At 73.4% G+C, this 14,749-nt stretch carries 9 protein-coding genes; 6 read left to right on the forward strand and 3 right to left on the reverse strand.

Annotated elements, in window-relative coordinates:
* Window positions 1-65: 65 nt before the first annotated feature.
* The gene (gene phnD, locus GD748_RS14645; RefSeq protein WP_152195958.1) at window positions 66-989 is read right to left on the reverse strand and encodes a phosphate/phosphite/phosphonate ABC transporter substrate-binding protein; all 924 of its coding nucleotides are present in this window, start codon (window positions 987-989) and stop codon (window positions 66-68) included.
* Window positions 990-1,214: 225 nt separating this feature from the next.
* Between phnD and GD748_RS14650 the strand changes: the two genes are divergently transcribed.
* Window positions 1,215-2,588, forward strand: coding sequence for an NAD(P)-binding protein (locus tag GD748_RS14650; protein ID WP_152195959.1), 1,374 nt, complete (start codon window positions 1,215-1,217; stop codon window positions 2,586-2,588).
* Between the two features lie 21 nt (window positions 2,589-2,609).
* Here GD748_RS14650 and GD748_RS14655 read toward each other — a convergent pair whose 3' ends face one another.
* Complete coding sequence (locus tag GD748_RS14655) at window positions 2,610-4,016, reverse strand: hypothetical protein (RefSeq protein ID WP_152195960.1); 1,407 nt, start codon at window positions 4,014-4,016, stop codon at window positions 2,610-2,612.
* Window positions 4,017-4,183: 167 nt separating this feature from the next.
* Between GD748_RS14655 and GD748_RS14660 the strand changes: the two genes are divergently transcribed.
* The 5 genes from GD748_RS14660 (at window position 4,184) to GD748_RS14680 (ending at window position 12,351) form a co-directional block, all read left to right on the forward strand.
* Entirely contained in the window at window positions 4,184-5,734 is a 1,551-nt protein-coding gene (locus GD748_RS14660) for an HD domain-containing phosphohydrolase (protein ID WP_152195961.1), read from the forward strand.
* 44 nt (window positions 5,735-5,778) lie between these two features.
* Entirely contained in the window at window positions 5,779-6,954 is a 1,176-nt protein-coding gene (locus GD748_RS14665) for an MFS transporter (RefSeq protein WP_193312959.1), read from the forward strand.
* 307 nt (window positions 6,955-7,261) lie between these two features.
* A complete protein-coding gene (locus GD748_RS14670) occupies window positions 7,262-9,607 on the forward strand; it encodes an FIMAH domain-containing protein (RefSeq protein ID WP_152195963.1) in 2,346 nt (781 codons plus the stop codon).
* 273 nt (window positions 9,608-9,880) lie between these two features.
* Window positions 9,881-11,134 carry a hypothetical protein gene (locus tag GD748_RS14675; RefSeq protein WP_152195964.1) on the forward strand — a complete coding sequence of 418 codons (1,254 nt, stop codon included), beginning with the start codon at window positions 9,881-9,883 and terminating at the stop codon, window positions 11,132-11,134.
* The gene (locus GD748_RS14680) at window positions 11,131-12,351 is read left to right on the forward strand and encodes a hypothetical protein (protein WP_152195965.1); all 1,221 of its coding nucleotides are present in this window, start codon (window positions 11,131-11,133) and stop codon (window positions 12,349-12,351) included. The genes GD748_RS14675 and GD748_RS14680 overlap by 4 nt, the downstream gene beginning before the upstream one ends.
* Before the next feature lie 69 nt (window positions 12,352-12,420).
* Here GD748_RS14680 and GD748_RS14685 read toward each other — a convergent pair whose 3' ends face one another.
* Window positions 12,421-14,709: an FIMAH domain-containing protein gene (locus GD748_RS14685; RefSeq protein ID WP_152195966.1), complete on the reverse strand. Its 2,289-nt coding sequence runs from the start codon at window positions 14,707-14,709 to the stop codon at window positions 12,421-12,423.
* Window positions 14,710-14,749: the final 40 nt, after the last annotated feature.

Genomic DNA, 14,749 nt, shown 5'->3' on the forward strand with positions numbered 1-14,749 from the left:
CGAGCGGAGCTCCCGACCGGGTGGGCCCGGGTCGCGGGAGTGGTCATGCTGGTCATCCGCCGCACTCAGCCGAGGTCCGAGATGTCGACGTCGGCCACGGCCGCGATGTCGACGAACGGCTGGAAGATGTCCGACGAGGGCTCGAGGATCGGCTCGGTGCCCTGCATCGCCTCCATCATCACGCCGAGCGCCTCGGCGTTCTCGTCGACGAACACCTCAGGCAGCGCCTCGAGCAGCAGCTCGCGCTTGTCGTCGGCGATGTCCTGGTCGGCGAGGACCGTCACGGCCACGGGCATCGACGCGCTCTCGCCAATGGATCGGGTCTCGCCCTCCTCGAACGGGAACATCGGGTCTCCCATCCCGGCCATCTGCGGGAAGATCGTGGACGTGCAGGCGACGTCGACCTGTCCCTCCTGCAGTGCGATGAAGCTCATGTCGTGGCCGCCCGAGAACAGCGACGTGTAGTCGACGTCCTTCTCCAGGCCGGCCTCGTGCAGCGTCGCGACAGGCATGAAGTAGCCCGAGCTCGAGGCCGGGTCGGCGAACGCGACGACCGTCTCGGGGGTGATGTCCGTCAGCGCCTGCAGCGGCGAGTCGGCGAGGACCAGGCAGGTCGAGACGGGGTCGTCGTTGCCCGGCCACGCGACGAGCGCGTCGACCTCGCCGGTGTTGACGGCGAGCGCCGACGGGAAGCCGCTCATGAAGCCGATGTCGACGTGGTGGTTGCGGATCGCCTCGACGACGGCCGTGTAGTCGGGCACGTCGACGATCTCGACCTCGCGGCCGGTCTCCGCCGAGATGAGGTCGGCGAACGCCTCGACCGGGTTCTGCGCCGTCGGGTCGTCGCCCAGCGGTGTCGTGGCGAAGGTGATGGCGGACCCGGCGACGGCCGTGGACGCGGGCTCGCCGGAAGAGGCGCTCGAGCAGCCGGCGAGGGCGACGGCTCCGATGGTGAGGAGTCCTGCGGCGGGGAGGGCGCGGACGCGCATGGGCGTTCCTTTCGTCAGGAGTGTCGGACCGGGTCCGACTCGGTGTCGCGGCTGGCGACACCGGCAGTGAAGCGTGCGAAGGTGACGGCGAATTACGAGACCGGCGTACCCGGAAAGAAGTTCAGAAGAACAGTGGGTGACGTGCGGCCGAGCGGAGATCGCCCGCGGCCGCGCGGAGGGTCGTCGCACCTGGACACGGCAGGGCCGGAGTGCTTCCGTTGACCTGTGACGGTCACCGTCGACGCGGACTATCTCGTCGTGGGTGCTGGCGCCACCGGCATGGCGTTCACCGACGCGCTGATCGACCACGCCGACGTGCGGGTGGCCATGGTCGACCGCCGGCACGGCCCCGGCGGGCACTGGCTCGACGCCTACCCCTTCGTGCGTCTGCACCAGGCGTCCGCGTTCTACGGGGTCGCCTCCACGCTGCTCGGCGGCGGCCGCGTGCAGGAGCGCGGCCCCGAGGCCGGCCTGGCCGAGCGGGCCACCGCCCCCGCGATCTGCGCCTACTACGGTCGCGTGCTCGCCGACCGGCTGGTCGCCTCGGGCAAGGTCGAGCTCTACCCCAGCTGCGAGTACGCGCACGGCGAGGTTGTCTCGCGGGTCTCCGGCCGGCGCCTGACCGTGGGGCCGGGCTGCCGGATCGTCGACGCCCACTACCTCGCACCCGACATCCCGGCGACGACACCCCCGCCGTTCGACGTCGCCGACGGCGCGCGGGTGATCCCGGTCAACGACCTCGCCCAGGTTGCCGAGGCGCCGAGCCGGTACGTCGTCGTCGGGTCCGGCAAGACCGCCACCGACGCCTGCATCTGGCTGCTCGCCCGGGGAGTGGACCCCGACGCGATCTGCTGGGTGCGCCCCCGCGACCCATGGATGCTCAACCGCGCGATGGTCCAGCCGGACCCGGCCGTCTTCATCGGGATGGTGTCCGACGTCATGGCGGCGGCGGAGTCGGCGGACTCGCTGGAGGACCTGTTCCTCCGGCTCGAGGAGGCCGGCGTCCTGCTGCGCATCGACCGGGCGGTCATGCCCACGATGGCGAAGACGCCCACCCTCGCCACCTGGGAGCTGGAGCAGCTGCGCACCATCCAGGACGTTGTCCGCCTCGGGTACGTCCGGCTCGTGGAGCCGGGGCGCCTCACTCTCGACGGCGGAGAGGTCGAGATCGCGCGGGACGCGTTGGTCGTGCACTGCGCCGCGTCCGGCCTGAAGTACCCGCCGCTGGTGCCGCTCTGGGGGCCGACGGCGATCACGCTGCAGCCGATCCGCGCGGGGTTCCCCTGCTTCGGTGCGGCGCTCGCGGGCTACGTCGAGGCGACGCGCGCCGACGACGCGGAGAAGAACGAGCTGTGCCCGCCGACGCCCCTGCCGGACACGCTGGCCGGCTGGGCGAGGATGACCGTCCTCGGCGCCCGGGCTGCGAGGTCGTTCGGGTCCGCGCCGGACGTCAAGGCCTGGGCCGACGGCGTCGCCCTCAACCCGGCGCGCATCCCGGAGGAGCGCACGCCCGGCCTCGACGAGTCGCTCAGCCGGATGGCTGCCCACGCCGGCCCGGGGCTCGCCAGTCTCGCGGAGCTGGCCGGCGTCCCTGGCTGATCTCCCGCCGTCTGTGCGTACTCAGCGCGCAGCGAGCGACTCCAACACCTGGTGCATGACGACGTCGAGCATCGGGAGCAGCTGCGGCACGAGGGTGTACCGGTCGTCGCTCACGCTCAGCACTCCGGCGGCCGCAAGGGCGACGAGGTCGGCGTGCACGAGCAGAGCGAGGACGTCGTCGTCGTGACCGTCGGGGGCGAGGTGGACGCCGCCGGGCTGCGTCGCCTTGGTCAGCGCGAGGAACGTCATCGGTGCCATGTGGGCCATCGTCGTGCCGTCCTCCTGCAGCGCGAGGAACGCCGTGAGCGCGGCGGTGAGGAGCACCGTTCCCGCCTCGACGCGCCGGTCGGCCAGCCCTCCGTGAGGCTCCCACGGCGCAGCCTCCGTCGCGGGACGGACGGTGGTCCGCCCGACGTCGACGAAGCCGCCCGTGATCAGCGCAGCCCACAGGAGGGTCAGCTCGGGCACGTCCCACATCGACCGTACCGGCGGCGGGTCGAGCCCCAGCAGCCGGACGACCTCGGCGGTGTCGGCCTGCCGCAGCGCACCGGTGCTCGTGACCTTCTTGCCGGTCCCGAGCCAGTCGAGCAGCAGGTCGGCGCGTCGGACCAGCTCGGTGCCGGCCAGGGCCGCGGCCTGCTCCGAGGCCGACAGCGCCGGGGGCTCGTAGTCGGGGTCGAGGGGGTCGCCGAGGAAGCCCGGCCAGATGTCGGCCAGCTCGACGTCGTCCGGGTCCTCCCCTTCCGGCCAGTCGGGCTCGTCGAGATCCGGGACGACGGAGAGCCGGGGCCTGCCGTCCGGAGCGAGGCCGAACGCGGCACCGGCGTGGTCCCCGCCCGCGCCGGTGCCGCCCGGCGCGGCGGCGCCGGGCAGACGGCCGGTCTCGGTGACCGCGGCCCGCTCCTCGTAGCTGAGCGCGTTGAACATCTCCATGACTTTGCCGAGGCTGGCGTCGTCGCTGACGTCGAGCCCCTGGGAGAGGGCGAAGTCGATGATGTTGCCGCCCATCGAGCGGCGCCCCGGGTCTGCCAGTGCCGCGCGGATCGCGGGCTCGTGCTGTGCGAGGTCCGCCACCAGCTCGGCCCGCGGCGTCGAGCGCGCCGACCATCGACCGCCGGCCTCGAGAAACGCGAAGAAGTCCGCCAGCGTCGGGACGAGGAGGTCCCGGTCGTCGGCGTCGAGGTGGATCTTGCGGGGGACGACGTCGAGGAGGAGCTCGGCCAGCTCGTCGGACCGCCAGACGGTGGGGTCGGGGCTGTCGAGCAGGTCCCTCTTGAGCTCGGCGAGCGGCTGCAGCACCCAGGCGTCGTCGCCGTCCTGGCCGGCAGCCTCCCGGCTGGCGGCGAACTCCTCGACAAGCCGCGGGATCGTGACCTGTCGGGGCGTGCGGCCCGGGCCCCTCCTACGGCTCTTGCGACTCTTCGGCACGGTGCTCCTCGTGGCGTCGGCGGGTCGGCGGCAGCCGTCAGTCTGGCACGTCGGCACGCCCGCGCGTCACCCCACCAGAGCGCACGGCGTCGGGCTCGAGAGGCGCCGACGAGGAAGTGCCCCGCCGCACCGTTGCCGAGGCCGCGCGCTCGTGCCACGGTGCTGGGGTGATCCGGCTGCTCGGCATCCTCGGCGGGCTGTCCGGCGCCATGGACCTCGGGGCCGGCTCGCCGCTCGACGAGTCGCTCATCCGATCCGTGGTGGCGGTCCGGCTGGCGCGCGCCGTCGGCAGCTCCGACGACGACGCCCGGGTGGTCCTGTACGCCTCGCTCCTCGAGCACCTGGGGTGCACCGCGTACTCCTACGAGTCGGCGACGGCGTTCGGCGACGACATCTCGGTCGTCCGCGCCAGCTACCTCACCGACCTCGACCGACCCGCCGAGGTCCTGCGCACCTTCGTGCCCGGGGTGAGTGCCGGCTCGGGGCGGGGACGGGCGCAGACGCTGCTCGCCATGGCACGGACCGCGCGCGACGAGACGCCACCGGTCGCGACCTGCGAGGTGGCGCGCGACGCCGTCCGCAACCTCGGGCTCGGGGACGACGTCGCCACCACCCTCGCCCACGTCACCGCCAGGTGGGACGGCAAGGACCCGCCCCACACCGCTGGAGAGGACGTCCCGCTCACCACGCGGATCATGCACGTCGCGGGCACCGCCGTCCTCCTCGCCCTCCACGCCGGGCCGGAGGACGCGCTCGCCGAGCTCCGGCGCCGCTCCGGCAGACACCTCGACCCCGACGTCGTCGCCGCCTTCGACCTCGGCCTCCTCGAGGGCCTCGTCGACCTCCCCGCCCGTGGTGACACGCCGCCCTCGCCCGCCGCCCTCGACCCGCTCGAGGCGGCGCTTTCCGCCGAGCCCGACCCGGTCCGCTACATCGACGACGGCGACCTCGCCGGCGTCGCCCGCACCTTCGGGCACGTCGTCGACCTCAAGAGTCCCTGGCTGCACGGGCACTCGGCCGCCGTCGCGGACCTCGCGGGGGACGCCGCCGAGCTCATCGGCCTGCCCGACGCCGGACGGGTCCGCATCGCCGGCCACGTCCACGACCTCGGCCGCATCGGCGTCTCGAGCCGGATCTGGGCCAAGCGGGCGCCGCTCACGGCCGCCGAGCGCGACCAGGCCAGGCTGCACCCGTACTACACGGAGCGGATCCTCTCGCGCTCGCCGTCGCTCGCCGACGTCGCCACGATCGCGGCCCAGCACCACGAGCGGAGCGACGGGAGCGGCTACCACCGCGGGCTCCGCACGGCGGACCTGTCGATGGGCGCCCGCGTGCTCGCCGCGGCGGACCGGTACCGCTCCACGGTGGAGGACCGGCCGCACCGGGCCGGGCTGTCCGCCGCGGACGCCGCCGCCGGCCTGCGCTCGGCCGCGCGGGAAGGACGGCTCGACCCCGACGCGGTGACGGCGGTCCTGCACGCCGTCGGGCACCGCAGACCCGCCCGGGTCACCGGCGTCGCCGGCCTGACCGAGCGGCAGGTGGAGGTGCTGCGGCTGGTCACGCAGGGCCTGACCAACAGGCAGATCGGCGACCGGCTCGGCGTCTCGCCGCGCACCGCCGAGCACCACGTCCAGGACATCTACGTGCGCATCGGCGTCAGCACCCGGCCCGCCGCCGCCCTGTTCGCCATGGAGCACGGGCTGCTCGAACACTGGTAGGTCTACCCATGCGCCGCGCCGAGCGCAGGAGCCACCCTGACGGCATGTCCACCACCGACACCCTCCGCACCGAGCGCAGGGCCCGCCTGTTCACGCGGCCGTTCGTCCTGCTCGGCCTCGCCGAGCTCGCGTACTTCGCCGCCGCGGGCGTCGCCGTCTACGCCCTCCCGCTGTACGTCACCGGGCCGCTCGGCTCGGACACCGCCGGCGCCGGCCTGGCGTTCGGGGCCTTCGCCGTCGTCGCGCTCGTGGCCCGGCCGTTCGCCGGGCGGGCGACCGACACCCGGGGCCGTCGCCCGCTCCTGCTGGCCGGCGCGCTGCTGTGCGCCGTCTGCATGGCACTGATGCCGCTGGCGGGCAGCCTCGCCGGCGTCGTCGGGCTGCGGCTCGTCCTGGGGCTGGCCGAGGCGGCCTTCTTCGTCGCCGCCGTGGCCGCGCTGATGGACATCGCGCCGCGGGACCGGATCGGCGAGGCCCTCAGCTACAACTCGCTCGGGCTCTACCTCGGCCTGACCGCCGGCCCGCCGCTCGGCGAGCTCCTCGTGCGGGGCGCGGGCTTCACGGCCGCCTGGTGGGCAGCAGCCCTGCTCGCAGCGGTGGCCGCGGGACTGAGCGTCCTGGTCGGGGAGACGCGCACGCCCGGCCCGGCCCCGGCGGGGGAGCGGAAGCTCATCCACCGGCCGTCGGTCCCGGTCGGGCTCGTGTTCCTCGCCTCCGTGGTGGCCATGGGCGGGTTCCTCGCCTTCGCCGCCCTGCACGCCGAGACCGTGCGGCTGGAGAACGCGAGCCTGCCGCTGGCGACCTACGGCGTCGTCGTCGTTGTGTGCCGCATCGCCTTCGCCACGGTGCCCGACCGGCTCCCCCCGCTGCGCCTCGGCGCCGCCGCCCTCGCGGCGATGGCCGCCGGGCTTCTCGTCCTCGCCCTGTCGCCGACGCCCGCCGGTGCCGTCGCCGGCGCCGCGGTGATGGGGCTGGGCATCACGTTCAGCACGCCGGCGCTGTTCGCCGCGATCTTCGCGAAGGCCGGCCCGGACGAGCGCGGGGCCGCCTCCGGGACGGCGAGCGCGAGCATCGACCTGGGCCTCGGCATCGGCCCGATGCTCCTGGGGGTCGTCGCCCAGTCGGTCGGCATCCCGTGGGCGTTCGGTGCCGCGGCGGGGATCGCCCTCGCCGGTGCCGCGTGGGCGCTCGTCCTCGCGCTGCGCGTGCGCGCCACCTGAGCGGACGCCCAACGCGCGCGGAACCGGCCGTCTGCTCTCCCGCTGAGTGGCACCTTGTGCACCGGCTGCGCGGCGCGCAACCGACCACGGCGTGCCACTCGCCGGGTGCACGCGCCCCGCCGCACGGTGTGCACAGTCACCACCGGTTGACGTGCTCAGGGTCTGGGTTTGCGCCTAGGCCGAAAAGAGTACCGCACCCCTCTGACGTGTCGAACGCCATGTTCGCTCCGATCAGACGAGGCCCCTTGCGCCTTTCGGTCCTGTCCGTAAGGATGGGCACGCCAAGTCAAGGTCGACAGGGGGAACGATGGTCAGCGTAAGAACAACCAAGGGGCTGCGAGCCGGTGCGGCGTTCGCAGCCGCGCTCGGCATGGCGGTGCTGGCGCCGCCCGCCGTGCAGGCGGACGAGCCGGCGGACGACCAGTGGGGCGTGCCGCACGAGACGCTGGACGCGCAGAAGGTCGTCGTCGGGTCCGCGTCGACAGTCCAGATGCCCGACGGCGAGTGGCGCACGTGGGCGGTGCTCAACCAGTCGCCCGACGCACTTCTCGTCGAGATCGACCCGTTCGCGGGCGAGGTGCTGTCCTCCTACCCGATGCCCGGGGTGATCGGCTCCTGGGGCACCGAGGTGGCGCCGGACGGCACCGTGTGGTCGGCGAGCCACACCGCCGGACGCCTCTACTCGCTCGAGTACGGCGCCACGGAGGTCACACGGACCGAGCGCCCGATGCCCGGCACCAGCTTCATCTGGGAGCTCGACGTCGGTGCGGACGGCAACGTCTACGGCGGGACGTTCGAGGGGTGGACGCCGGAGCAGCCCGCGCCCGCCTACGCGTTCGGCTACGACCCGCAGGCCCAGGAGTTCCAGAGCTACGGGCCCTTCGAGGACGCCGACACCTACATCCGCTCGACCGAGACCGTCGGCGACGAGCTCTACGTGGGCACCGGCTCCACCGACCCGCACCTGTACCGGGTCGACACCGCGAGCGGCGCCTTCGAGAGCGTGCCGTTCCCCGAGTCGCTGGGCACCTGCCAGTTCGTCTACGGGCTCGAGGAGGTCGGCACCGACCTCTACGTCCGCTTCAACAACTGCGGCGAGCTCAAGAACGTCGGCTACGTGTACGACACGGTGGCCCAGGAGTGGCGTGAGCACGTCATCCCCAACTACTACGGCACCGTCTCGCAGCCGACCGACGACGGCGACGTCTACCTCGTCGCCGACCACGTCCTGCACCGCTTCGACCCGGTGACCGGCGAGCTCGAGGCACGCGACATCGGCCGGCTCTTCGTCAACAAGTTCCTCACGATCGCACCGGACCCGGTGACCGGTGACGACACCGTCATCGGCCTGTCGGTCAACGGCGACATGGGCCAGCTCAACCTGGAGACGGGTGAGTCGAAGTACTTCGTGCCCGAGGGCATGACCGGCGAGCTGGGCGAGAGCGTGCGCGCCTCCGGGATGAGCCCGGACGGCCGCTACCACGTGAGCGTCGGCTTCGGCGGCGGGCTGGGCATCTACGACCCGGCGGCCAGCGCCTGGGAGTGGTTCCCGGAGCTCGGGCAGGGCGAGAGCTTCGCCTTCCTCGACGGCAAGGCCTACATCGGCGTCTACCCCAGCGCCCGGGTCTACGAGTACGACCCCACCCAGGAGTGGTCGGAGACCAACGCGCGTCAGGTCGTCGACCTGCGCATCGAGGGGCAGGACCGACCCTTCGGGCTGGTGGCGGTCGAGGACAAGCTCGCCGTCGGCTCGGTCGCCGGCTACGGGCTGCGCCAGGGGGCGCTCACCCTCGTCGACCCGACGGACGGCAGCTACACCGCCTACCAGCCGGTCGAGGAGCACGGCGTCATCTCGCTGACCTACCGCGACGGCGTGATCTACGGCGGCACGACGATCTACGGCGGCAACGGCTCCACGCCGATCGACGACGACGGCCGCGTGTTCGCCTGGGACGTCGAGGCCGAGGAGCTGCTGTGGGAGACGGTTGCTATCGCCGGCGAGAAGGGGGTCGGCTCGCTGACCTTCGGCGACGACGGCCGCCTGTTCGGCGCCACGGTCGGGCACGTCTTCGAGATCGACCCCGAGACGGGCGAGGTGCTGCGCGAGGGGGAGATCGACCCCGTCGAGTCGACGGCGCTGCGTGGCCGCTGGCACATCAGCGACCTGTCGTACGACCCGTCGGACGAGCACCTCTACCTGTCCACCAGCAGCTCGGTCTACCGGATCGAGGTCGAGACCTTCGCGGACGTCACGCCCGAGCCCACGACCGGCAGCAAGCTGCGGGTCGCCCCGGACGGGACGAAGTACTGGGTCGTCGGCCGGACCATCTACTCCGGCGTCGTCGAGGAGGACGTGGTCACGGACCCGGCCACCGCGATGGTCTCGCTCGAGGAGTCGCTGCAGGACCACACGGCCTCCGGAGCGGTGGCCGGTCCGATCGCCCACCAGCTGGCCAAGGCCCTGGACCAGGCGCAGAAGCACCTCGACGGCGACAGGGTCGGCCCCGCGGTCGGCGCGATGGAGCGGTTCGTCCGCCACGTCGACAACCCGAAGCTCCCCGACACCCTCGACGCCGACGCGGCCGAGGACCTGCGGGGGCAGGCGGTCACGATCTTGGATCTCCTCGAGGAGGTGAACGACTCGGCCGCCTGAGGTCAGCATCGAGTCTGTGACGGATCGGCCTCGCGCACCCCGGCGGTGCGCGAGGCCGATCCGGGCGGTCCCGACGCCGAGGAGCGGTACGCGACGGACTGCAGGAGCGACTCCGATGCGATCTCCGCAGGCTCACGGCTGCGGGCTGCGCGGAGCCGCCGCGCGACCAGGAGCAGCCGACGTGGGCCGGAGGCCGCACGCCGCCGCCGGTGCGGCTTCCGACCGCGCGGCGGCGGAGAACAATAGGGTGACGCGCAACGTGATGAAAGGACGGTGATCAGCGTGGTGCACATCGGTGTGGTCGGCCACGGTGACGTGGCCGAGATCATCGCGACGGCGGTCGACGCCGGGACCGGGGTGACCCGCACGTCGCGGTTCCCGACCGTGGCCGCCCTCGAGGCGCACCTCGGTGAGGGCGAGCCGGCGGCCGACGCGTGGCTCTTCACCGACATCCACACCCACCACGAGGCCGAGGCGGCCGGGCTGCTCGACCGGCCCGCCGCCTACGTCATCTACACCGCCGGCGCGCTGCAGCAGGTCCTCATCACCGCGCTGCGCGCCGGCCGGGACATCACCAGGGTGTCGATCGACACGATGTCCGACGCGTCCGTGACCCGCGCCTACGCCGGCGCCGACATGCGCGACATCGACGCGGTCGACGTCCTGCCCTTCAGGCCCGGCCTCACCGCCGCCGACTATGCCGCCTTCCACCGGGAGCGGGTCGCGGCGGGGGCCGAGCTCGCCGTCACCTGCGCCGCCGACGTCGCCGAGGCGCTCGCACCCGACACCCCGGTGGTCCTCATGCGCCCGCTGCGGGAGGTCATCGACAGCGCCGTCGACGCGCTCGTGGTCGAGGTGCAGGAGCGCGACGCCGAGGGGGCCCAGATCGCGATCGGCCATGTCGAGGCGGACGCACCGGGACTCCTCGCCTCCCTCAGCGGCGACTTCGACGGCTGGGTGTCGATGAATCCGGCGACCGTGCTGGTGAGCACCCGCGGCGGTCTGGAGAGCGCGACCCGCACGTTCACCACCTTCCCCCTCGTCGACGACGCCGACCTGGTGCCGGGCCGGCTGCGCATCGGGTTCGGGATCGCGTTCAGCGCGGCCGAGGCGAGCCGCCTGGCCGACCGCGCGCTCAAGCGCGCCCAGCTGCTCGGCGAGCGGTCCGCCGTCGTCATGGGCCGGCACGGCGTGCACCTCGTGCACGTCGCGAGTGAGCCGGGCGGGGCGGCGGACAAGCGAGGAGGCGACACCGACCTGGAGTCGCTGGCCCTGCGCGCCGGGCTCTCGGTGCGCAACCTGCGCAGCATCTTCGACTACGGCCGGTCGACCAACCCGATGACCGCCCGCGGCCTCGCCGGGCACCTGGGGATCCAGGACCGCAGCGCCCGGCGCATCCTCAACCAGCTCGACAACGCCGGGCTCGCGGAGCGCTCGGTCGAGCCCGTCAACGGCTCCGGGGGCCGCCCGGCGGCGACGTACCTCGTCTCGATCCCGTCGACGGTGGAGGCGGGTGGCCCCAGATGACGCACCGGATCGGCATCGTCGGGCACCGCGACTTCATCGACGGCATGATGTGGGCCGTCCACGAGCAGCCCAGCGTCCAGGGCGTCCCCATCGCCTACGACTCGCCGGCCGAGCTCGACGACCTCCTCCAGGAGCACGGTCGCCGCCTCGACGGCGTGCTCACCGCGGACCGCCGCGTCCGGCGGCGGGTCGAGGAGCTCCTCCCCGGCATGCCGACCGGGCACGTCGAGCACGCGAGCGCGGCCCTCGTCCAGATGATGTTCCGGCTCACCCTGGCCGGCGTGGACATCGCCCGGGCCTCCATCGATGCGCTGGACGCAGGCGAGGTCGCCGACCTCTACGCCGAGCTCGACATCCCGACGACGGACGTCACCGCCCCGGAGCGCCGCGACGCGCTCTCCGAGGCGGAGACCGTCGAGCTCCACCGCGAGCACGCGCGCAGGACCAGGGGAGCGGTGGCCATAACGGCCGACCCGCGGGTGCGGACCCAGCTCGGCGACGCCGGGCACGAGGTGCGCCTGGTCTACCCGCACGCGACCTCGGTGCAGGTGGCGCTGCGTCAGCTGCTGGTCGGGATGTCGACGGTGATGGCCTCGGACGCCCGCGTCGTCGTCGGGCTGGTCGAGGGGGCCGAGACCGGCGCGCTCGAGGAGGAGGTCACGACTCTCGGCGGCACGCTCCTGCCCGGCAGCGGCGAGGTCCACACCGTGCTGCTCACGTACGGGCCGCTGCTCGCCGCGACGTCGCGCTTCACCACGCTTCCGATGCTCGGGCGCCTCGCCGACCTGTCGGCGCAGGTCCATGTCGGGCTGGGGGTCGCCCCGACGGCGGACCAGGGCCTGCGGGAGGCGGCGACGGCGCTCGCCGGCGCGCGCGAGCTCGGCCCGGTCGGGGCCGTGATCAGCGGGACGGGGGGCGCGCCGGTCGTGCTGGCGATGCCGCTGACCGAGGACACCATCGAGTCGATCCCGCCGCGGGTGCTGGCGCAGCGGGCGGGGCTGAGCGTGACGACCCTCGCGTCGCTGCACGAGGCGCTGAAGACGCACGGCGACGAGCCGCTGACCTCGCTCGAGATCGGTCAGATGCTCGACCTGCGTCCCCGCGAGGCGCGACGGGTGATCGAACGCCTCGAGCTGGTCGGCATGGCCGAGCGGGAGGGCACCGACCGCAGCGACCGGGCCGGGCGCCCCCGGATCCGGTACCGCCTGCACCTCTGACGCACCCGGCGCCGGCACGCCACCGGCCCGGCCCCCGACGGGGACCGGGCCGGCGGCGCTGAAGCAGCTCTAGCCGAGCAGCTCGCGGATGCTCACGGCCTGCGTGCGCAGGTCGTCACGGGCCGCCTCGCTCAGCGTGTCGGGCCGCTTGGGCTCGTCCAGGTGGCGGACGAAGCGGTCGACCGCCCGCGTCGCGGCCTCGGTCCGGTCGCCCTCGACGTGCCGCTGCGCCTGCGTGACCGCGTTGGCGAGCTGGTGGGCGATCGGCCCGGCGACGTCCCCGTTGGCGACGTGGGCGTCGAGAGCCGCGGCCAGGTCCACCAGGGCCTGTGCCGCACCCTGCTCCGGCTCCTCGGCGTCGACCGGCCAGGTCGCGGAGAACAGGGACCTGTCGTCGATCCAGTACGTCGTGTTGTCCGGGGCGAGGTCGAGCTTGATGCCGCTCGCGCCCTCCAGCTGGTCGACCTCGCGGGTGTCGGGGTCGATCCGCAGGATCCGGTCGAAGACGCTGCCGTAGATGTACCCGTCGGCCTCGCTGAACTCGAGGTCCGCCGAGCGCCAGAGCCCGTTGGGCACGGTGCCCCAGTCGAACGGCGCCACCTCGTGCTCGTGGGTGATCTCGCCGGTCGCCGGGTCGAGGACGAGCAGGTCCCCGACGGTCGCCGCCCACAGCTCGCCGTCGGCCATCGTCACCGCGGTGGCGGCGAGGCCGTCGACCGGGGTGGACCACAGCAGCTCGCGCGAGGCGAGGTCGAAGGCGAAGACGACGCCGGCGCTCTGCGTCGGCTCGATGCCGTTGCCGCCGAAGACGCTCGTGCCGCCGTACAGGACGCCGTCGTGCTCCTCGAGCGTGATGATGCTCTGGTCGGTGATGAGGTCGTGGTACTCGTCCCAGGTCCCGGTCTCGGGGTCGTAGAGCGTCAGCGAGCCCTTGAGCACGCCGTAGCCGCCGACGGTCCCGACGGCGACGAGGTCACCGGCGGAGGCCATCCCGAACGGCCGGTCCTGCTGGGTGGTCTCCCGCAGCTCCAGGACCTGGCGCGGGTTGCCGTCCCCGAGCGGGATCGAGGTGTCGATCTCGTAGAGCCGCGCGCCGGGGTAGACCCCGGCGTAGAGCAGACCGTCGTGCGCGACCATGCCCTCGGCCTGGCCGAGGCCACGCTCGAAGGTCCAGGAGTCCGCGGCCGGGTCGAAGGTCGCGAACCCGCCGGAGAGGTAGCCGCCGACGTGGATCCGGCCGTCGGGGCCGACGGCCATCGCGCGCGGGTTCACCGAGGTGCTGTCCAGGCCCACCGGCACCGGCTCGGCCTCGCCGGTCGCGACCTCGTACCGGTGCACGAGGCCGCGGTGCGACATGCCGACGACCCACTCGGCGCCGTCGGCGTCCGTGGTGACCCCGACGCCCTTGGCGCCGAAGGCGTGCCCGGTGTCGACGACCTCGCCGGCCGGCGTGCGGTAGGCGAGGTTGCCGGCGAGGACGAACCAGGTCCGCCCGTCCGCGGTCTGGCCGACCGACTGGCTGCTCAGCGCACCGATGGGCTCCGACCACTCCTCGGCGACGGTGTCGTACACGTACCCCACGTACGCGCCCTGGCACTCGATCTTGGCGTACAGGTCCGTGTCGGCGGCCGCCAGCTCGTAGACGAAGGTGCAGTCGGTGCGCCCGTCGGGCAGCGGCACCTCCGCGACGTCGCCGGAGTCGATGTCGACGGCGAACAGCCCCGCCACGGTGCCGGTACCGGCGTACGCGGTGTCGCCGACGACGGCGGTGCTGCGCACGTAGTTCATGCCCTCGCCGAAGGAGCCGTAGTCGCGCCACTCACCGGTGGTGCGGTCGTAGCTCGCGAGGTGTCCCGGCGGGAGCGGGGAGTCCGCCCAGCCCTGGAAGGTGCCGGTGAACGCCACCCCGTCCGCGTCGGTGTCCACCTGCCAGGCGAAGCTGGTCTCCGGCGTCGGCCGGCCGTCGCTGCGCACCTCGGTCGCGCCGGGCTCGAGGTAGTACAGCGAGGCGTCCATGTAGGACGTGGCCCAGACGGTGCCGTCGCTGCTGATGTCGACGCCCCAGCCGCCCGAGGCGCCGGGCATGGGGTAGGTGTTCTCGACCGTCCCGGCGAGCGGGTCGATCTCGGCGAGGTACGCCGGGCTGCCGCTCACCACCGCCCACAGGCGGGGTGTGCCGTCCGGCATGGTGCCGGCGGCTGCGCCGGCCACCGTCGTCGCGGTCAGCGGGACGGTCCCGTGGTCGACGATCTCCGGTGGTTCGTCGACGGTGCCTGTTGCCGCGTGGCTCGGCACCGCCGTCGCTACGACGGCGGCGGCGAGGCCGAGCGTCGCCGCGAATGCGGACAATCTCCTCATTGAGTCCCCCTTTGTTGGTTCCTCCGCGGTCGCGGAAGTG

It is taken from the genome of Georgenia subflava (assembly GCF_009193155.1).
Taxonomy (GTDB): domain Bacteria; phylum Actinomycetota; class Actinomycetes; order Actinomycetales; family Actinomycetaceae; genus Georgenia; species Georgenia subflava.

Coding starts and splice junctions, on each gene's coding strand:
- GD748_RS14685 (WP_152195966.1), bottom strand. CDS start 14,709: ATGAGGAGATTGTCCGCATTCGCGGCGACGCTCGGCCTCGCCGCCGCC.
- GD748_RS14665 (WP_193312959.1), top strand. CDS start 5,779: ATGTCCACCACCGACACCCTCCGCACCGAGCGCAGGGCCCGCCTGTTC.
- GD748_RS14670 (WP_152195963.1), top strand. CDS start 7,262: ATGGTCAGCGTAAGAACAACCAAGGGGCTGCGAGCCGGTGCGGCGTTC.
- GD748_RS14680 (WP_152195965.1), top strand. CDS start 11,131: ATGACGCACCGGATCGGCATCGTCGGGCACCGCGACTTCATCGACGGC.
- phnD (WP_152195958.1), bottom strand. CDS start 989: ATGCGCGTCCGCGCCCTCCCCGCCGCAGGACTCCTCACCATCGGAGCC.